The organism is Afipia sp. OHSU_II-C1 (genome assembly GCF_000497575.1).
Classification (GTDB): domain Bacteria; phylum Pseudomonadota; class Alphaproteobacteria; order Rhizobiales; family Xanthobacteraceae; genus Afipia.
In genome coordinates this window covers 47,993-67,414 of record NZ_APJI01000018.1, presented here as the reverse complement: position 1 = coordinate 67,414, position 19,422 = coordinate 47,993, and the positions used below count along the sequence as shown (strand labels likewise).

17 protein-coding genes are annotated in these 19,422 nt (G+C 62.8%); 9 read left to right on the top strand and 8 right to left on the bottom strand.

What is annotated here, in order from left to right; translation table 11 throughout:
• Positions 1–1,080: IS4 family transposase (locus tag I554_RS25765; protein ID WP_024578190.1), on the top strand; the 1,080-nt coding region annotated here is incomplete at its 5' end.
• A gap of 118 nt (positions 1,081–1,198) precedes the next feature.
• On the opposite strand, the gene I554_RS0120385 is transcribed toward I554_RS25765, so the two are convergent.
• Positions 1,199–1,897, bottom strand: a complete 699-nt coding sequence (locus tag I554_RS0120385; RefSeq protein ID WP_024578122.1) for a response regulator transcription factor — start codon at positions 1,895–1,897, stop codon at positions 1,199–1,201.
• Between the two features lie 329 nt (positions 1,898–2,226).
• On the opposite strand from I554_RS0120385, the gene I554_RS0120380 reads away from it, so the two are divergent.
• The 5 genes from I554_RS0120380 (at position 2,227) to I554_RS0120360 (ending at position 8,691) form a co-directional block, all read left to right on the top strand.
• Positions 2,227–3,480, top strand: a complete 1,254-nt coding sequence (locus I554_RS0120380) for an ABC transporter substrate-binding protein (RefSeq protein ID WP_081710828.1) — start codon at positions 2,227–2,229, stop codon at positions 3,478–3,480.
• Positions 3,481–3,505: 25 nt separating this feature from the next.
• Positions 3,506–4,489, top strand: a complete 984-nt coding sequence (locus I554_RS0120375) for a PQQ-dependent catabolism-associated beta-propeller protein (RefSeq protein WP_024578120.1) — start codon at positions 3,506–3,508, stop codon at positions 4,487–4,489.
• Entirely contained in the window at positions 4,486–5,274 is a 789-nt protein-coding gene (locus I554_RS0120370; protein ID WP_081710832.1) for an ATP-binding cassette domain-containing protein, read from the top strand. Before I554_RS0120375 ends, I554_RS0120370 begins: the two co-directional genes overlap by 4 nt.
• Complete coding sequence (locus tag I554_RS0120365) at positions 5,271–6,116, top strand: ABC transporter permease (RefSeq protein ID WP_024578118.1); 846 nt, start codon at positions 5,271–5,273, stop codon at positions 6,114–6,116. The genes I554_RS0120370 and I554_RS0120365 overlap by 4 nt, the downstream gene beginning before the upstream one ends.
• Before the next feature lie 163 nt (positions 6,117–6,279).
• Positions 6,280–8,691: a TonB-dependent receptor gene (locus I554_RS0120360; protein ID WP_029659408.1), complete on the top strand. Its 2,412-nt coding sequence runs from the start codon at positions 6,280–6,282 to the stop codon at positions 8,689–8,691.
• Positions 8,692–8,829: 138 nt separating this feature from the next.
• On the opposite strand, the gene I554_RS0120355 is transcribed toward I554_RS0120360, so the two are convergent.
• Positions 8,830–10,185, bottom strand: coding sequence for an ATP-binding protein (locus tag I554_RS0120355; RefSeq protein WP_024578116.1), 1,356 nt, complete (start codon positions 10,183–10,185; stop codon positions 8,830–8,832).
• 132 nt (positions 10,186–10,317) lie between these two features.
• On the opposite strand from I554_RS0120355, the gene I554_RS0120350 reads away from it, so the two are divergent.
• A complete protein-coding gene (locus I554_RS0120350; RefSeq protein ID WP_024578115.1) occupies positions 10,318–10,965 on the top strand; it encodes a response regulator transcription factor in 648 nt (215 codons plus the stop codon).
• A 131-nt stretch (positions 10,966–11,096) separates the two neighbouring features.
• On the opposite strand, the gene I554_RS0120345 is transcribed toward I554_RS0120350, so the two are convergent.
• The 6 genes from I554_RS0120345 to I554_RS0120320 form a co-directional block, all read right to left on the bottom strand.
• Positions 11,097–11,858 carry an ABC transporter ATP-binding protein gene (locus tag I554_RS0120345; protein WP_024578114.1) on the bottom strand — a complete coding sequence of 254 codons (762 nt, stop codon included), beginning with the start codon at positions 11,856–11,858 and terminating at the stop codon, positions 11,097–11,099.
• Positions 11,818–12,555, bottom strand: a complete 738-nt coding sequence (locus I554_RS0120340; RefSeq protein ID WP_024578113.1) for an ABC transporter permease subunit — start codon at positions 12,553–12,555, stop codon at positions 11,818–11,820. Before I554_RS0120340 ends, I554_RS0120345 begins: the two co-directional genes overlap by 41 nt.
• Positions 12,556–12,558: 3 nt before the next feature.
• Complete coding sequence (locus tag I554_RS0120335; protein ID WP_034462291.1) at positions 12,559–13,527, bottom strand: ABC transporter substrate-binding protein; 969 nt, start codon at positions 13,525–13,527, stop codon at positions 12,559–12,561.
• A 93-nt stretch (positions 13,528–13,620) separates the two neighbouring features.
• A complete protein-coding gene (locus tag I554_RS0120330) occupies positions 13,621–14,355 on the bottom strand; it encodes a response regulator transcription factor (protein ID WP_024578111.1) in 735 nt (244 codons plus the stop codon).
• Between the two features lie 242 nt (positions 14,356–14,597).
• Positions 14,598–15,803, bottom strand: a complete 1,206-nt coding sequence (locus I554_RS0120325) for a transporter substrate-binding domain-containing protein (RefSeq protein WP_024578110.1) — start codon at positions 15,801–15,803, stop codon at positions 14,598–14,600.
• A 50-nt stretch (positions 15,804–15,853) separates the two neighbouring features.
• On the bottom strand, positions 15,854–17,548 hold the full coding sequence (locus I554_RS0120320) for a PQQ-dependent methanol/ethanol family dehydrogenase (RefSeq protein WP_024578109.1): 1,695 nt from the start codon (positions 17,546–17,548) through the stop codon (positions 15,854–15,856).
• 223 nt (positions 17,549–17,771) lie between these two features.
• On the opposite strand from I554_RS0120320, the gene I554_RS0120315 reads away from it, so the two are divergent.
• The gene (locus I554_RS0120315) at positions 17,772–18,746 is read left to right on the top strand and encodes a hypothetical protein (RefSeq protein WP_244432805.1); all 975 of its coding nucleotides are present in this window, start codon (positions 17,772–17,774) and stop codon (positions 18,744–18,746) included.
• A gap of 126 nt (positions 18,747–18,872) precedes the next feature.
• Positions 18,873–19,373 carry a (2Fe-2S)-binding protein gene (locus I554_RS0120310; RefSeq protein WP_024578107.1) on the top strand — a complete coding sequence of 167 codons (501 nt, stop codon included), beginning with the start codon at positions 18,873–18,875 and terminating at the stop codon, positions 19,371–19,373.
• Positions 19,374–19,422: the final 49 nt, after the last annotated feature.

Sequence of the window (19,422 nt, the reverse complement as noted above, 5' to 3'; positions counted from 1 at the left end):
CTTGTGGAAGACCACGATGCGGATGTGCGGGTGCGGCGGTTGCCGACCAAGGTGCAGTTCATCGCGTTGCTCTATGGCCAGCTTTCGGGAGCTTCGGGCTTGCGCGAGATCGTGACCGGTCTTTGCAGCCATGCGGCGCGGCTTTACCACCTCGGGGCAAGACCGGTTCGGCGGTCGACCTTTTCCGACGCCAACGCCAACCGGCCTTCCGCGGTGTTTACCGACCTTCTGGCCCTGATGATGAAGCAGGCCCACCGCGGCTTGCGCCGCAAACTGGCCGAGACGACCTATCTGATCGATGCCACAAGCGTGCGGTTGAACGAGCGCAGTGCCGGTTGGGCGCAATTCTCGACCGGGGTCTGCGGCGCCAAGGTGCATGTGATCTACGATGCCGACGCGGATCGGCCGATCTATGCCGCGGTCAGTCCGGCCAACGTCAACGATATCACCGCGGCCCAGCAGATGCCGATCGAGCCGGGCGCCACCTATGTCTTCGATCTCGGCTATTACGACTATGCCTGGTGGGCGGCGCTCGACGCCGCCGGTTGCCGGATCGTCACCCGTTTCAAATCCAACACCCCGCTCCACCCGGTGGAGGAACTGGCGGTCGCATCCGGCGGCAACATCCTCTCCGACCGCATCGGCTTTCTGCCGGCGCGCCAGGCCCATAGCCGGCACAATCCGATGCAGCAGGCGGTGCGCGAGGTGCGGATTACCACCGAGACGGGCAAGATCCTGCGCATCTTGTCAAATGACCTCGATGCCAGCGCAGAGGACATTGCCGAGCTCTATCGCCGACGCTGGGCCATCGAGCTGTTCTTCCGCTGGATCAAGCAGACCCTCAAGATCACCCGCTTCGTCGGCACCTCGGAGAATGCCGTGCGTATCCAGATCGCGGTGGCCCTGATCGCCTTTCTGCTGTTGCGCCTCGCCCAGGCCACTCAAAGCGCTGTGCAAAGCCCAACCCTCTTCAGCAGGCTGGTCCGAGCCAATCTCATGCACCGTCGTTCGATCCACCACCTGCTCGAACCGCCGCCAATCCTCCAGGATCAGCGGCAGATGAGCTTAAGTCTATCCTAAAACCTCAACCGGACAGCCGTGGGACAAGCCCGGCCATGACGAGTTGGCGTAACAGGCCTCACGCGACGGACTTTGATCCGCGCATCCATCCCGTCTGATCCAAGCTGGGTTACCGCGTCTATTGCAGTCGCGCGTGCTCGGGCGAAACGTGCTTGGCCGGAGTCTCGCCGGCAAGATTGGTGAAGTCGATCTTCGAGATTTCGATGATGGCATTGGTGCGGCTGGCGACGTTCAGCTTCCGCAAGATCTCCGAGACGTGCACCTTCACCGTGGTTTCGCAGATTTTCAGCTCATAGGCGATCTGCTTGTTCTGCAAACCCCTGCGCACCATGTCCAATACCCGCAACTGCTGCGGCGTCAGGTCGTGCAGCCGCTTCAGCAGATCGAGATTGTGCGGCAGCGCCCGCTTGGTCCGCGTGGTGTCGATGAATCGCTTCGGCAGATAGATCGAACCGCGCAGCACCTCGCCGATGGAATCCGCCAGTTCCCGCTTCGATGTCGATTTCGGGATGTAGCCCGAAACGCCGAGCGAGAGCACGCTGCGGACGATCTCCCTGTCCTCGAAGCCGGACACGATCACCACCGGATTTTTCGGGAACGCCTTGCGAATACGAACCACGCCGAGCAACCCCGTCGTTCCCGGCATCGACAGGTCGAGCAAAATCAGATCGATGGCGTGGGTCGAGCCGAGAATCGTCAGCGCCTCGTCGATCGACGTTGCTTGCAGGATTTCAGCATCGGGATTGGCAACGCAAACAGCGCTTTCCAGCGCCTCGCGAAAGAGCGGATGATCCTCAACGATCAGAAATCGTGTCACGTTCCGGCGATCCTCACCTCGAACATGGCCGCAATCGATCCATCGATCGCGTTGCAGCATGTTCCTGATGCCCGCTCGTTTGAGGCATCGTTCACGTTTTCGTTGCTTGCCTGTCGATATAGCACGCTCCGATTAGGGGCGGAAGTTGATTCCACTCGTCCTTTCGCGGCACGCTGTGCTCTATCGCGCAACTCATTCGCGGCGGTGAAACGCGTTTCGCCGTCTACTACCAAGTAGGCCCTTGCCGCATGGCACATTTTATAGATCATGACGCAAAGCCCCGGAAACGGAGCACAAAAGACAACGATCTGACGGGTTCGGGAGCTTGCATGGGAAGGCACGCCGCATGGCTTCGTTTGCTGCGGAACCTGCCCCGGAAGCTCCCTTTCCCCAAGGGGACGTTGCGGCTGGCGGTTGCGGCTTGCATTGCGGCAAGCGGGATCGGCGCGCCTGTCTTAGCGCAATCCCAAACGATCAAGATCGGCTACCTGAACGGTCCACTGTCGAAGGAAAAGATTTCGCTGATCGACATTCCGGCGCCGAACGACGGCCTGGCCGGCGCGCAACTCGCGATTGATGACAACAACACCACCGGCAGTTTTATCGGCCAGCGCTTTGAGTTGATCGAAAGCAAGATCGATGAGGACGCCGATCCCGCGCCGGCCGTCAAGGCGCTTGCGGATCAGGGCGTCGCTTTCATCGCCGCTAACCTTCCCGCAAACCAGCTTTTGCAGGCGGCCGACGCCGGCAAGGCGAGCGGCGAAATTCTCATCAATGCCGGCGCGCCGGACGAGCGGCTGCGCGAACAGGATTGTCGCGCCAACGTCATCCACGTCGCGCCGACCCGCTATATGCTGGCCGATGCGCTGGCGCAGTATCTCGTGCTGAGAAAATGGCGCAACTGGTTTCTTGTCAGCGGTTCGCATGACGGCGACAAGGCCTTCGCCGATGCCTTGCGGCACGCCGCGAGGCGGTTCGGCGCGAAGATCGTCGCCGAGAAGGAGTTCAAGGACACCGGCGGCGCGCGCCGCACCGACAGCGGCCTTGCCGAAGTGCAGCGCCAGATGATCGATCTGACGCAAGGCACATCGGACTACGATATTCTGGTCGCGGCCGACGAAAGCGAGGTGTTCGCCGGCTATCTCCCGTACCGCACCTGGATTCCCCGCCCGGTCGCAGGCTCCGCGGGACTGGTGCCGACGACGTGGGACGCCGCGTTCGACCAATGGGGCGCGCTGCAACTGCAAAACCGTTTCAAGAAGAAATATCGGCGATTCATGACGCCGCTCGACATGCAATTGTGGACCGCCGTTCGCATCGTCGGCGAAGCGGCGGCGCACACCAACAGCGCGGATGGGACGAAACTGTTCGCTTACATCAAGAGCCCGGATTTTTCCGTCGCCGCGTTCAAGGGCCAGAAGCTGACGCTACGCGACTGGAATCTCCAGTTGCGCCAGCCGATCCTGCTGTTCGATGGCCGCAATACCGTGTCGATCTCGCCGCAAGAGGGTTTCCTGCACCAATCCTCCGAACTCGACACGCTCGGACTGGACCGACCCGAAACCAAATGCAAACTTCAGTAATCGTGCTTTTCAGGGCGGGCCTTTCATGATCGGAACCGGCGCTTTCAAATATTTCGGCCTCACCGTCGCGGCGCTCGCGGCGATGACGGCGCCGAGCCTCGCTTACACCGCTTACGTTTCCAACGAGAAGGGCAACTCTGTCTCGGTGGTGGACACCGACACGCTGAAGACAATTGCCACCATCAAGACCGGCGAGCGGCCACGCGGCATCGAGGTCTCGCGTGACGGCAAGTTCGTGTTCGTCGCGACCGGTGACGACAACACCATCCAGATCATCGACACCGCGACGCGCAAGGTCGCCGGCGACCTGCCGTCCGGGCCCGATCCCGAACAGTTCGCGCTCGATCCCGCCGGCCAATTTCTCTATGTCGCCAACGAGGATGACGCCGCCGTCACCGTGATCGACGTCGCCGCGCGCAAGGCCGTGGCGAAGATTCCGGTCGGCGTCGAGCCGGAAGGCATTGCGATCAGCCCCGACGGCAAAACCGTGATCTGCACGTCGGAGACGACGAGCATGGCGCATTTCATCGACACCACGGATCGTAAAGTAGTGGCCAACGTGCTGGTCGGCTCGCGGCCGCGCTCCGCTGCGTTCAAGCCCGACGGATCGGAGTTGTGGATCACCTCCGAAGTCGGCGGCGGGCTCTCGATCGTCGATCCGGCGACACGCAAGATCACCAAGACGGTACGCTTCGCCATTCCCGGCCTGCGCGCTGAAAAGATTCAGCCGGTCGGCATCAATATCACCAGGGACGGCAAGCTCGGCTTCATTCACCTGGGACCGTCGAACCGTATCGCCGTGGTCGATGGCACCACGCACGAGGTCCTGAAATATCTGCTCGTCGGGCAGCGGGTGTGGCACGGCGCGTTCACGCCGGACGGCAAATACCTGCTCGCCGCCAACGGCCTGTCGAACGACGTTTCCGTCATCGACGTCGCTAGTCTGAAAGTCATCAAATCGATCCAGGTCGGCGAACTGCCGTGGGGCGTCGCAATGGGGCCGAAGTGAACGACGCCGCGATCCTGACGCAGGCGGCCAGCACGGCCGGGCCGGCCGCGCTCGATGTGGTTGGCGTCGGGCATCGCTATGGCGCGCGCGTGGCGTTGCGCGATGTCAGCTTTTCCGTGAAGCCGGCGTCGTTCACGGTGCTGCTCGGCCTCAACGGCGCCGGCAAGTCGACGCTGTTCTCGCTCATCACCCGGCTCTACGCGATCCGCAACGGCCATATCCGCATTCTCGGCCATGACGTCGCGCGCGAACCCGGCGCGGCGTTGAGCCGGCTCGGCGTGGTGTTTCAATCGCGCGCGCTCGATGTCGATATCTCGGTACAGCAGAACCTCATCTACCACGCGGCGCTCCACGGCATCGGCCGGCGGCAGGCCGACGAGCAGATCGGCCGCGTGCTCACGCTGGTCGATTTGACCGATCGGGGGCGCGAGCGCGTCAGCAATCTTTCCGGCGGCCAGATGCGCCGCGTCGAGATCGCCCGCGCGCTGCTGCACCATCCGCGATTGCTGCTGCTGGACGAGCCGACCGTCGGCCTCGACATCAAGTCGCGCGCCGATATCCTCGGCCATGTGCGCCGACTGCTGCAAAGCGGCATCGGCGTGTTGTGGGCAACGCACCTCATCGATGAAGTCGGTGACAATGACGACGTGGTGGTGCTGCATGGCGGGCGCGTGCTGGCGAAAGGCGCGGTCGGCGACGTGGTCGCCGCGACGAGCGCGCCGGACATCGGCAGCGCCTTCACCAAGCTGACGCATGCCGACGCCGGCACGGGAGCCGGCGCATGACTGCCGTCACCGACACGCCGGCCCGGCATCACCTCACGCTGAGGCAATACTGGATTTGCCTCTGCGGCATCGTCTGGCGCGAAGCGCTGCGCTTCATCCATCAGCGCGAGCGATTCATCTCAGCACTGGTGCGGCCGCTGGTGTGGCTGTTCATCTTCGCCGCCGGCTTTCGTCAGGTGCTCGGCGTCTCCATCATCCCGCCCTATGAGACTTATGTGCTCTACGAGGTCTATATCGCGCCGGGCCTGATCGCGATGATCCAGTTGTTCAACGGCATGCAGTCGTCGCTGACGATGGTGTACGACCGCGAGACCGGCGGCATGCGGACGCTGCTGGTGAGTCCCTTCCCGCGCTGGTGGCTTCTGACCTCGAAGCTGCTCGCCGGCACCATGGTGTCGATCCTGCAAGTCTATGCGTTCCTGCTGATCGCATGGTTCTGGGATGTCGAGGTGCCGCCGGTCGGTTATTTTCTGGTGATCCCGGCGCTGCTATTGAGCGGCTTCATGCTCGGCGCGCTCGGCATGCTGATCTCGTCGCTGATCAAGCAACTGGAGAACTTCGCGGGCGTAATGAACTTCGTCATCTTCCCGATGTTCTTCGCCTCGTCGGCGCTCTATCCGCTGTGGCGGGTCAAGGAATCCAGCCCGTTTCTCTACTACGTTTGCCAAGCCAATCCCTTCACTCACGTCACCGAGCTGATCCGCTTCGCGCTCTACGGCAAGGTGGAATGGGTATCGCTGGCGGTGGTCGCCGGCTGCGCCGTGGTGTTTCTGTGCGGGGCCATCATTGCCTACGATCCATCGCGCGGCTTCCTCGCCAGGCGCGGCGGTCCGGGCGGCTAGGAGGATCGGGAATTTTTCCCGGCCCTCAAGCCAGATTCTCCCGGCGACCTACGACCTAAAGGCAGTGCCGCACCAGCATCGTCGCCATTACGATCCCTCCCCAAAGGCGTGACGGCCAACGCCGCGTCATTCGCGGCAACTGCCGTCATTGGGGGAAGCGTTGATGAAGAAGACACTCGTGCTGGGAGTCCTGGCTCCGGGATTGCTAGTCACCATCCAGGCGGCTCAGGCGCAGGAGATGCTGCCGGAAATCCAAGTCGTCGCCGATACGCCGTTGCAGGGCCGTGGCATCGACCGTGACAAGGTGCCCTCCACCGTCACCACCGTTCATGCCGACGACATCCAGCGCGCGGCGTCGCCGAACATCACCGATACGCTGTTCCAGCGCATCCCCGGCGTCAGCCTGTCCGATCCCAACGGCAACAGCGCGCAGCAGGAAATCCGCTATCGCGGCTTCGCCGCCTCGCCGTTGCAAGGCACGCCGCAGGGGCTCGCCGTCTACATGAACGGCATCCGTCTCAATGAAGCGTTCGGCGATACGGTGAACTGGGACCTGATCCCGACCAACGCCATCCAGCAGGCGGACGTCTTCACCAACAACCCGGTCTTCGGCCTCAACGCGCTCGGCGGCGCCGTCAACCTGACGCCGAAGAATGGTTTCACCTGGCACGGTTTCGAGCAGGAGATGTCCGGCGGCTCCTATGGCCGGGTTCAGGGCGGCCTGCAATTCGGCGCCGAGTCCGGCAACTGGAGCACCTACATCGCCGCACAAGGCATGCAGGATCATGGCTGGCGGCAGAAGTCGCCGACACAACTCGGCCGCTTCTACGGCGACATCGGCTGGCGCGACGACAAGGCGGAATTCCACCTGTTCGGCTCGGTCGCGACGTCATCCTTCGGTGTCGCCGCGGCGACGCCGATCGAGATGCTCAATCGCGACTGGAGTTCGGTCTATACCACCCCGCAGACGACGCAGAACAACACGGCGTTGCTCGGCCTCAACGGCAAATACGCGCTGACCGATAACTGGACATTGCAGGGCAGCCTCTACGGGCGTTTCTTCCGCCAATCCCATGTCGACGGCAATGACGGCGACTTCGAACGTTGCAGCAACTCGTCATCCTACGCCAATCACCTGTGCCTTGAAGATGACGGCTTCCCCCGGCCGGTGCCTTTCACCGGCGCGGCGGCGCTGGCGTTCCGCAACCAGTTCGCCATTCTCGACGCCAACAACCAGCCGATCCCCTGCCCGCCCGGCGCCGGCAATACCTGCGGCCCGGTGCCCTACGGCACCATCGACCGCACCAACACCCGCAGCACGACCTTCGGTGGCTCGTTGCAGGCGACCAACGATGCCAAGCTGTTCGACCACGGCAACCGCTTCGTGATCGGCGGCAGCATCGATCGCGGCAACACCGACTTCAACGGGTCGAGCATGCTCGGCTACATCTTCCCGGACCTGAGCGTCGGCAGCAATCCGGCGATTCCCGGCATGGGATCGGTGATCCACACCGTGGGCGACGTCGGCTATGCGCCGCTCGGCATCACCAGCCGCAACACCTATTACGGCATCTTCGCCACCGATACCTTCGACATCACCGATCGCCTCGCCGCCACCGCCGGCGTGCGGTACAACATCGCCGACATCGCCGTGCGCGACGTGCTCGGCACCAGCCCCGATCTCAACAGCGATTCTCGCTTTTCGCGGCTCAATCCGGTCGCCGGGCTGACCTACAAAATCACGCCGGGACTGACTGTCTACGGCGGTTATTCGGAATCCAACCGCGCGCCGACGCCGCTCGAACTCGGTTGCTCCAACCCGAACAAGCCGTGCCTGCTGGAGAGCTTCCTGGTGTCGGACCCGCCACTGAAGCAGGTGGTTGGGCACACTTATGAGTTCGGCCTGCGCGGTACCTCGGCACTGTGGGACGGCTCGCTGAGCTGGAAAGCCGGCCTGTTCCGCACCGACAGCAGCGATGACATCATCACCCTCGCCAGCAGCATCGCCGGGCGCGGCTATTACCAGAACGTGCCGGAAACCCGCCGTCAGGGCCTCGAACTCTCCGCGGAGTATAAATCGAGCCAGTGGATGGTCTATGCCAGCTACAGCTACGTCGACGCGACCTATCGTTTCGCCGGCGATCTCGCTTCGCCGAACAACCCGATGGCGGATGACGGCGGCAATATCCATGTGGTGCCGGGCAACCACATTCCCGGCATTCCGCAGCATCAGTTCAAGGCGGGCGTAGACTACATGGTGACGCCGGAATGGAAGATCGGCGCCGATCTGGTTGCGGTCGGACAGCGGTATTTCGTCGGCGACGACGCCAACCAGAATCCGAAACTGCCGGGCTACGCCGTCGTCAACCTGCATACGTCCTATCAGGTGTCGAAGAACGTCACGCTGTTCGCCAATATCAACAATCTCTTCAACAGCAAGTATGCCTTGTTCGGCACCTATTTCGAGCCGAACGGCACCGCCAAGGCCGGACTGCCGATCGCGCTGAGCGATCAACAGACGCTGGTGCCCGGCATGCCGTTCGCGATCTATGGCGGGATCAGAGTCAAGCTGTAGCGGACGAGAGATCGCGCGATCCGCGAACGGAAAACATCACCGTCATTGCGAGCGAAGCGAAGCAATCCAGAAAGCCAAAAAGCAAGGACTGGATTGCTTCGTCGCTTTGCTCCTCGCAATGACGAGCAAATGTGTTATCTAATCTCCCGCACCGCACGGGATCGTCGCCTCGACCGTGACGCCACTAGCCGAGGTCACCGTCATCGTGCCGCCGAGCGCCATCACGCGTTCGCGCATGCCGGTGAGGCCAAGCCCCAGCCTGTGATCCGGCGGCAAGCCCTTGCCGTTGTCACTGACGCGAACGCGGGCGGCCGCAGCGCGCCCGATGTTGGCCACTGGCTCGATCGTCACGCTCACCTGCGTCGCGCCGGAATGACGGAAGGCGTTGGTCAAGGCTTCCTGCACGACACGATAGATCGTCAGTTCCGCCGTCTCGCCGATCGGGCCGAGCGCGTCGGAGATGTCGGTGTCTACCGTCACTTCCGGATGCGAGCCCCGCCAGAACCGCACCAGCGCCGCCAGCGCCTCGCCGAGGCCAAGCTCGCTGAGCCCCGCCGGCCGCAACCTGTCGAGTACGCGACGATTGAACTGCTGCAATGCATTGACCTGTTCGAGCATCGCCGTGCCGTGCTTGCGCAAGCCCGCAATGTCCGGCGTCGCCGCATCCGCCATCCGCATCAGCGCCGTGGCGTGGGCGCGCAGCGCGAACAGATACGGGCCGAATTCGTCGTGCAACTCGCGGGCGATCTCCTTGCGCTCGACGTCTTGCAAGGAAACGACGCGCTCGGCGAGCCGTTGCTTGTCCGCAACCGCATCTTCGAGGGTGGCCGCCAGATGATTGAGCTTGGCGCAGATCGCGGCGATTTCCGCCGAGCCGGTCGGCACCACGCGCGTATCGTAACGGCCGGTTTCAAGATCGGCCATCGCATCCGCAAGCGACTGGATCGGCGCCAGCGCCCGGCTGACCACGAGCATGGTCAGGATTAGCAATGCCGCCGCAATCGCCGAGCCGAATTGGACCTGGGTGACGATGCTGTCCCAGATTTCGGCGATTTCATCCGTCGGATGCGAGGCGATCAGGAGCGTCCCATAGGACCTCCCTTCCAACACGATCGGAATGCGCAGGCGCGTCGGCTCCGGCCGCACCATGGCGACGAACCATTCCGGTGGCGCGTCGACGCGAAGGGCGTTGGCATCGGCTGGGGTACTGTCCTCGGGCTCGCCGTCGCGCGTGAGCGTGACGCTGATGTGTCGCAGCTTCTGTAAGCCGTCGACGATCCCCGCCAGCTTGGCTTCGGGATTCGAACTGCCTTTCAGATCGACGATCGAGGCCTCGACGAATTCGCGCGCCAATCGGATGACGCTGTCATCCTCGGCCTGAATGCGCGGCCCCGCTTCCAGCACAAGGCGTCCGATATTGGCCGCGAGACCCAGCACCAGCACCAGCGCGAACAGCAGGTTCAGGCGCGTCCGCAGGGAAAGTTTCCGCCACATCCTCTCGTTCCGCTTTGCCGTTGCGCCGCAGGCTCCGGGGAGAGCGTTGACAGACGAAAATGGCGACGATCTAATCACGGTATATTATATTCTGGCGCGATGGCCAGATGCGCGCGGCAATCATCGGTCATTATGGCAAAGGCGAAAGCATCGAACAAACTCCGTGTCCTGATCGTCGACGACCATCCCATCGTGGTGTCGGGCTGCCGGGCCATGCTCGCGGACGATCCGAACGTCGTCATCAATGACGCCGTAGATGCCGAGAGCGGCGAAGCCGCATTCATCGATGATCCGTCGCAGTTGTGCGTCATCGACATCAACCTGCCGGGCGTCTCCGGGTTCGAACTGGCGCGTCGCATTTTGCGGCGCGACGCCGATGCGCGCATCATCATGTTCAGCATGAACGATGACCCGATCTTCGCGGCGCGCGCGATCGAGGCCGGCGCCAAGGGATACGTTTCAAAATCGGGGGACCCCAGCGATCTCGTCAGCGCCATCCGCGCGGTGGCGGATGGCGGCACGTTCCTGCCGCCGTCGCTGGCGCAAAGCCTCGCTTTCGCCGGCCCGGCCTTCGCGTCGAGCCGGCTGGCGAAACTGACGTCGCGCGAGATCGAAATCCTGAGGCTGATCGGCGCGGGCAAAAGCCTGACGGAGATCGCGTGGATGATCAACGCTTCCTACAAGACGGTGGCGAACACGTCCTCGATCATCCGCCACAAGCTCGGCGTGCGATCTTCATCCGAACTGGTGCGGGTGGCGATCGAGTCACGGCTGGCTTGAGACGCAGCGTTTTCTTAGGTTCGTCGAACCTTTCCTCGTCATTGCGAGGAGCGTGAACTCCGAAGCAATCCAGCTCTTGCTTCGTGGCTTCCTGGATTGCTTCGCTTCGCTTGCAATGACGGTTTGGTTTTCTATGCCCGCACGGTCTCCGGCCTATACGCCGGAACGCGCGCGCCGACCTCTCCCGCGATCTCGTCGATCATCGCCTTGCTGCGCGCCCCACGCGGCGGTGGCAAGGCCATTTCGACTGCGACCCTGGCGGGACGCGTCGACAGGAAGAACAACTTGTCTGCCAATTGAATGGCGTCGGTGAGATCGTGTGTCACCAGCAGCGTCGTAACGCGCTCGCGCTGCGTCAATGTCGTCAGTTCCTCGCGCAATCGCGCCGCGACCGCGACATCCAGCGACACGAACGGCTCATCGAGCAGCAGGAAATCCGGCCGCGCCGCAAACGCGCGCGCAATCGCCACGCGGCGCGCCAAGCCGAGCGACAATTCGCCCGGATAATGCGACAGATGCGCGCCGAGCCCCAGCGTATCGATCAACCCATCGAGCTCGTCCAGAGATTCATCTGGCGACAACACGAGGCGCAGGTTGTCGGCCACGGTGCGCCACGGCAGCAGGCGCGGCTCCTGAAACACCATGCCGAGCCGGCCACGCCCCGGGATTCGCCGCTCACCGATGAAGTTCGGATCGAGACCGGCGGCGATATGCAGGATGGTGGTCTTGCCGCACCCCGAGGGACCGATCAGCGCGCCGAAGGAAAACGCATCGAGCTGCAGGCGCAGATCACGAATGATCTCGACCGGCTTTCCTTCCGCCGAGACATAGGTTTTCGAATCGATGCGGATTTCAAGCGGCGTTGCGGCGCCAGCGGTTCGTGCGTCGTTCAAGCGGTTGCACCAGGAATGTTTCGATGGCGAGCATAAGCGCGACGAACGAGATCGCATAGCTCAAAATCCGCGTCATATCGAACAGCGAGAACGACGAACCAAGCACGAAGCCGACGCCGTTCGGCCGCCCCAGCAATTCGACCACCAGCACGATCTTCCAGATAATCGACAGCCCCGAGCGCGACACCGCCGCGAGATACGGCGCCAGTTGCGGAAACACCACGTTGCGCAGCTTCGATCGCCGGCTGAAACGAAACGCCTGCGCCATGTCGTCGAGCGCGGGATCGAGCGAGCGCGCGCCTTCCCGCGTCACCACGATCACGTTCGGCAGCTTGTTGAGCGCCACCGCGACGATGGCGGCGGTCTCGTTAAGGCCAATCCAGATGTAGGCGAAGATGATGATGACCAGCGCCGGCAGGTTGAGCAGCACCACCAGCCATGGATCGGCGTAACGGTCGATCAGCTTCGAACGACCCATGACGTAACCGCCGGCGACACCCAGCGTGAAGGCGATGGCGAATGCCGCCACCACGCGCGCCAGCGTGCACGCCATCTGGAACGGCAGTTCGCCCGACCGCGTGTCGGTGACGATCATTTCGCCGACACTCATGGGGCTTGGCAGCAGCGGCGACTGCGCCAGCCACGCGATCAACGCCCATAGGCCAAGCAGCAGCGCCAGCGAGACAACCTTTGCCAACGCTCATCCTCCCGACGACGAGCGATGATAATACATGCCGGCGGGAATTTCCTTCACGGAACCGAGCAGCGAAGGGCCGGCGATCTCGGTCAGCGTCTTGAACAGCATCCGCGCGTCGGTTTCCTCGGCAAGGATAGTCCGGCGCGGGATGCCTTCCCGGGTGCGGTCGCGATAGGCAAGGAAGGTGGCCTGATCCTCGGCCTGCATCAGCGGACGCAGCGCTTCCCACTCCGCATCCGACTGCATCAGGATATCGTTGGCCTTTTGCACTACCGTCAGGAAACGCTCGATGGCCTCGCGGTGCGCCGCCGCGAACTTTTCGGAGAAGACATAGCCGGTCAGCGCCAGCGGCTCCTTCAAGCCAAGCTCGACCTGCGCTTCGCGAATGTCATAGAGCCGGCGAAAGCCGCGCGCCTCCAGCCGCGCGCAAAAATTCCAGTAGTTCAAATTGGCCTGCGATTCGCCCTGCAACGTTTTCTGGAACATCAGCGGCGGCGCGCCATATTGCAGCGTAACGTCGCGCTTGAGATCGAGGCCGCGGCGCATCGCGACCGCCTGCACGATGAGCCAGCTCTTGTCGAGCGGCCCGCCTGCGATCGACAGGGTTTGGCCCTTGAGGTCGGCGAGCTTTTGCAGCGGCGCATCCTGCTTCACCATGATCGCGCCGATAGCGGTCGAATACGGATAGAATTGCAGCCGGGTGCCGAGCGCCCGCTCACGCGCCACCCACAGCCAGTCCACCACCGCGACATCCACCGAGCCGGCGTTGAGCGCCAGCTTGCCGGCATCTGCCGAGGACATTTCGGTGAGCTTGAGATCGAGATTGGCGGCCGAGGCCAATCCATGGCGTTTGATGACATCGAGCTGCCACGCGAAGGTGCCGGTCTTTTGCAGGCCGATGCGCAGCGTATCCGCAGCGAAGGAAGGAACATTGACGAGGATCAGAATGGCGGCGATGGCGATACGGAGCAAAACAAAATTTCCTCGGCCTGTTCTGAACCTGGTTTGGGCCGGCCCAGCATCGATGTTGCCGTCGTTGACGGCGATCATCCCATCTTGCGGCATTTAGCGGCGCTTGGCCATGCCGCCCATCTCAGCCGGCTTGTGATCGCCGCTTTCGGGAAATGCGGATTCACCCTTGTTGCTACCACGCTTCTTCGGGACCGGCAGGCTGATCTTGCCGATCTCGATCACCGCCTTGTTACGGCTGAACAGCTTCAGCTTGCGCAGGATTTCCGTGACATGCGCCTTGACGGTGGATTCCGCGAGCTTGAGTTCGGCGGCGATATGCTTGTTCTGATAGCCGCGGCGGATCAGGTCCAGCACGCGAAGCTGCTGCGGCGTCAGTTCCTGCAAGCGCTGGCGCAGCGTCTGTGTGAAATCGGTGTCGCCGCGCTCGCCCGAAACGACAAAGTTCTTCGGGACCGCGACCGATCCGCTCAACACACAGTCGATCGCCTGGGCCAATTCGTTCTTCGACGTCGATTTCGGCAGATAGCCGGCGGCGCCGAGCGACAAGGCCTCGCTGACGACCTCCTGATCCTCATGGCTCGAGACGATCGCGACCGGCAGTCGCGGATAGGTCTCGCGTAGCCGCATGAATCCGGAGAACCCGGTCGCGTCGGGCAAGGTGAGATCCAGCAGCGCCAGATCGATGCCCTTCTTCTCGGCAAGGATATGCAGCGCGCCCTTGATCGACATGGTCTCGAAGATCACCGCATCGGGATGCGCCTGCCGCACGGCGTTGCCCAATGCCTCGCGGAACAGCGGATGATCGTCGATGATCAAAAAGTTCGTCATCTGCCGGCCTCGTCAGCGGCTGACCACATCGCCGGCGGGACGCCGACGAGCAGCCGTCATAGCAATCCGGTTCCAACGCGATCCGATTTCGGCATGCAGCTTCCGCGACAGTGACCGTCCTTGGCAAGCCCAATCAACGCCGGCCCAATTCACACACGAACATCCGGCGGCAAACTCACCGATATCCGAATAGCACAGCGCTTCGGGTGGCATGCAACCGTGCCGCCTTTCGAGGAGCAACCCTAGTCTCCCGGCACCTGCACCGTGAGCAGATAGGCATAAATCTCGTTGAGCTGCTTGTCGTCGAAGACGTCCTTCCATGCCGGCATTCCCTTGGCGGGCCGACCGTTATGAACCGTCTTCCAGTAAGTATCGCGCATGTCGTCGCCGTACTTCTTGTGCAGCCGGCGAAGATCGATGTGACGCTCGCTCTGCACCGCGTCCGGGCCGTGACAATGCGCACAGGTTCCGTTGAAGGTCTCGCGGCCGGAGGTCACTGCCTCGGAATCGTTCTCGCGGCTCTTGATGACTTCTGGTGTCAGCGTCGCTGGCGCAGCGGCCGTCGGTGACGGCGCGGTGGTGGAGTCGGCGACCACGAGGGGTTTCGCCTGCGTCTCCGCCGACGCCAATCGCACCAGAGGCTGCGCAAGCGCCGTCAGCTTGACCGGTGCGTCGGTCGGCAATCCGTATTTCTCGACGAGCGCGGGAATCATCGCCTCGACCTTCGGCAACGCCGCATCGATCTCGTCGCGCAGATCCTTCGACGCCTTGGCGAAGCCGATCGCAACCGGCCACGACAGCGCCTCACCATCCACGCTCTGGATGTCATACTTGCCGCTGTAGACCGTCTTGTTGAGCCAGCCCGCGACCGGCCCCCACACGAAAGCGACATCGGCCCTGCCCTGATCGAGCGCCTTCATGCCTTCGTCGGGACTGAGGACCGTGACTTTCTCGATCTCGTCGCGCTGCGCCAGCATGTTTTGCGGCGTGGTCTGGTATTGAACCGCGACCCGCAACTGCTTGAGGTCCGCAAGCCCGGAAATCTTGCGGCCTTTCGCCGTCACCAGCGCATAGCCTTCCTTGATGATCGGCTTGGAGAAGATCACCGCCGGGCCCATGAAATCGGTGGTGGGAGTCAATCCGATCATCGCGTCGCACTGCTTGCCGAGCAGCGTCACCCGCACGGTGCGTTTGCCGAAATACGACTTGTACCAATCGTAAACCACCGGACGGTCGAGCGCTTTCGCCAGCGCCTGACCGATCTCGAGATAAAGTCCGGGGTTGGCCGGATCGTCGCTCGAGAACGGCAGGTTGGTCGGATCGGCGCAGAACCGCAGCGGCTGACGATCATCCGCGACGGCCTGCGAGGCCGGCGCCATCAGCGACAGCGCAACGGCAAGAGCCGGGATGCCTGCAAGGGCGCGAGAGGTTCGGCGATTGAATGACATTCCGTTCCACTCCGAAAAATTTGCAAGCATCCCTGACTCCCAACGTTACGTTATTGCAGCGCAAACACGAACAGCGAACCGCCTTCGGGCGCTGCCGCGGTCATCTTCTTGCCGATGTCTCCCAGGAACGCCGGGATCGACGCGGTACGACCCACGACGATGGCGACATACTGCTTGCCCTTGACCGAATAGGTCACCGGACCGGCGCCGATGCCGGAGCCGAGGTTCTTCTTCCACAACACCTTGCCATCCTTGGCGTTGATGGCGCGGAAGTCGCCATGAAGATTGCCGGAGAAGACCAGATTGCCGCCGGTGGTCAGCGTGCCGCCGTTGAAGGGGAGATCTTCCTTGATGCCCCAGACCTTCTTCTGCTTGACCGGATCCCAAGCGACCAGTTCGCCGAGATATCCGCCCGGCCCTTCCTTGGTCGGGAATTCGGCTCCGAGATAGAACACGCCGCGCTTGTAGGACACGTCACTAACCGACCAGTCCATGCAGACGTTGTTGGTCGGGATGTAGACCAGGCCCGTGTTCGGATTGAACGACATCGGCTGCCAGTTCTTGCCGCCGATCAGGTTCGGGCAGATGTCCTTCGCCGGATGATTCGGGCCGGGGCGCTTGTCCGGATCCTCGACCGCGCGCATGGTCTTGATGTCCCAGGACTTCGCCCAGTTGGTCGAGGGCACGAACTTCTCGGCCGAGAGCACCTTGCCGGTCTCGCGGTTGGCGACGAAGAAGAAGCCGTTGCGGTCGGCCTTCAGCAGCGCCGGAACTGTCTTGCCCTCCACCTTGAGGTCGGCGAGCACCGCTTCGTTGACGCCGTCATAGTCCCAAGCATCGGCCGGCGTAGTCTGGATGTGCCACTTGATCTTGCCGGTGTTCGGATCGAGCGCCAGCGTCGAAGCAGTGTAGAGATTGGTGAGCTTGCCGAAGTTGCCGTCGCCGGTCGAGCGCACCCCGGTGTTCCACGGTCCGGGGTTGCTGGTGCCCCAATACACGGTGTCGGACTTGGCATCGTAGGAGCCGACCAGCCACGGCGCGCCGCCGCCATGCAGGCCGGTGTCGCCCTTCCAGGTGTCGCTGCCTTCTTCACCGGGTGCGGGCGTGGTGAAGGTCTGCCAGAGCTGCTTGCCGGTATTGGCGTCGAAGGCCTGCAACGCACCGCGCACGCCGTATTCGCCGCCGCCGAAGCCGGTAATGACCTTGTCGCGCACCACCAGCGGCGGCGACGTGATCACCGATCCCTGTTTGTAATCGACGACCTTCGAGGTCCACAGTTCCTTGCCGGTCTTGGCATCGAGCGCGGTCAGCTTGCCGTCGAGGCGGCCGATATAGAGCTTGCCGTCGGCGTAGGCGACGCCGCGATTGTTCACGTCGCAGCAGGCATACTGCAGCACGTCATCGGGAATTTCAGGTTCATAGGTCCACTTGCGGGCGCCGGTCGCCGCATCCAGCGCGTAGACGTATTTCGGACCCCAGGAGGTGGTGACGTAGAGTGTATCGCCGATGATGACCGGCGAGGATTCATTCGACCGCAGCGAGGCGAGCGAGAAGGAATAGACGAGGGACAGCTTGCCAACGTTGTCGGCGTTGATCTGGTTCAGTGGACTGAAACGCGTATTGGCATAGTCGTGCCCGGCGACCGCCCATTGATTGGTGTCGGATACCGCCTTGGCGACGGAGTCGTTGGCGCTGGCGCCCAGCGATCCCGCGGCCAGACTGGCGATCACCGAAACGCCAGCCAAGAATCCCCTGCTCCTCAACCTCATCTGCTTCCTCCCAATGTTTGCTTTCGCTGCGTTCGCAATTCGACGAACCGGATCCGCAGGACGTATCGCAAGGCGTCGACCGGCAACCCGCGGCCGCCATCGCAACGGAATTACAACATCGGATTTTCGCAACAAGTATAGGCGGAAGGTAGTAGTCCACGATAATATCGGGAAATTTTCCCGGCCAAGAGCCTTCGGCATGCGCTTACCATCGAACATCGGCCGCGCCTCGCGGTTGCGGCCGTCATGGCGGCGATGCACCGATATTTTCCCGCCTTTTGCAGGCTTTTCCGCGCGAAAGCCACGCATGGCGGCATGCATGGGTGTGACAGCCTGCGCGGTGTTGTTCGCGCTTGCACAATTCATCGCGCCTGTACGTGCTGATGAAATCGAGACCGAGCATCTGTTCGGCTTCACCACCGGAAGCGACGTCGGAACGCTCGGCGAGCGCGAATTCGAAGGTGGGACGACGGCTCGATTCGGCAAACGCGCGGGTAGATACGTCACCGGCGAGCAGACCCTTTCCGCTGAATTCGTTCCAATTCAAAATCTGCGCACGGAATACAGCGCCGCGATCGTCACTCATGACATCGCCGGCGTGAACGGATTTGAGAATCGCCGTCAGCTCGCAATCGGTGGCTTCTCGGCGGATTTCCGCTATCGTCTGCTCGACCGCACCGCAGCACCGTTCGGTTTCGCGCTCGGCATCGAGCCGCACTGCTCCCGTATCGACGACGGTTCGGGCGCGCGCGTGCGCGAGTACGGGGCCGATCTGGTGGCGGCGTTCGACAAGGAGATCGTCCCGAACCGGATCGTCGCGGCCTTCAACCTGCTCTACCAGCCGGAAATCTCGCGCGCGAAGACAGGTGGCGACTGGGCGCGGGAAGCGACCGCCGGCATCGCCACGGCGCTGATGGCGCAGGTGTCGCCGGGCGTCTTCCTCGGCATCGAGGGCCGCTATCTGCGACGCTACGAGAGCCTCGGCTTCGACGACTTCGCCGGGCACGCGGGCTTTCTCGGGCCGACGCTGTTCGTCAAACTGTCGCAACGCTCCTGGATCGCCGCCGCCTGGAGCGCGCAGATCGCCGGCCGAGCGGCAAATGCGCCCGGCCCGCTCGATCTGGTCAATTTCGAGCGCCATCAGGTCCGCTTGCTGTTCGGTATGAATTTTTGAGACACCGAAAGCAATCCGCCGCGCGCCGCGTGCGCCCGACGGGCCCCTACTACCAAGATCGCTGTTGCCAAGTCGGACCGGGATGCCTCTAATTTGGAACTATAACAATTCAACGGGAGGTGTCTCGTGACGGCCATAAGTTTGACGGTGAACGGGAAGTTGGTTTCCGGCAACGTCGAAGACCGGACCTTGCTGGTCCATTTTCTGCGTGATCATCTGAATCTGACAGGAACGCATGTCGGCTGCGACACCAGCCAGTGCGGGGCCTGCGTGGTGCATGTCGACGGACGCGCGGTAAAGTCGTGCACGATGCTGGTGGGCCAGGCGGACGGCGCAAGCGTGACGACGATTGAGGGGTTGTCCCACGGCGACGAGTTGCATCCGATGCAGGCGGCATTCCGCGACAATCACGGGCTGCAATGCGGCTATTGCACGCCGGGCATGATCATGTCGGCGGTCGATATCGTGCAGCGCCATGTCGTTCAGAATCCTGGCGGCAAGCTCGACGAGGCAACGGTCCGGCAGGAGTTGGAAGGCAACATCTGCCGCTGCACCGGCTATCACAACATCGTCAAGTCGGTGCTGGACGCCGCCGGCCGAATGAGCACGGCGCAGGCCGCGGAGTAGCGCGGATACGCACGCAAACGTCGTGCGGGCGGGCATCGCCGCTTCGCTT

Bases quoted from the DNA above. Each gene is read 5' to 3' on its own strand.
- I554_RS0120325 (WP_024578110.1), bottom strand. From the start codon at position 15,803: ATGTCATTCAATCGCCGAACCTCTCGCGCCCTTGCAGGCATCCCGGCT.
- I554_RS0120315 (WP_244432805.1), top strand. From the start codon at position 17,772: ATGCGCTTACCATCGAACATCGGCCGCGCCTCGCGGTTGCGGCCGTCA.
- I554_RS0120330 (WP_024578111.1), bottom strand. From the start codon at position 14,355: ATGACGAACTTTTTGATCATCGACGATCATCCGCTGTTCCGCGAGGCA.
- I554_RS0120350 (WP_024578115.1), top strand. From the start codon at position 10,318: ATGGCAAAGGCGAAAGCATCGAACAAACTCCGTGTCCTGATCGTCGAC.
- I554_RS0120365 (WP_024578118.1), top strand. From the start codon at position 5,271: ATGACTGCCGTCACCGACACGCCGGCCCGGCATCACCTCACGCTGAGG.
- I554_RS0120375 (WP_024578120.1), top strand. From the start codon at position 3,506: ATGATCGGAACCGGCGCTTTCAAATATTTCGGCCTCACCGTCGCGGCG.
- I554_RS0120360 (WP_029659408.1), top strand. From the start codon at position 6,280: ATGAAGAAGACACTCGTGCTGGGAGTCCTGGCTCCGGGATTGCTAGTC.
- I554_RS0120355 (WP_024578116.1), bottom strand. From the start codon at position 10,185: ATGTGGCGGAAACTTTCCCTGCGGACGCGCCTGAACCTGCTGTTCGCG.
- I554_RS0120380 (WP_081710828.1), top strand. From the start codon at position 2,227: ATGGGAAGGCACGCCGCATGGCTTCGTTTGCTGCGGAACCTGCCCCGG.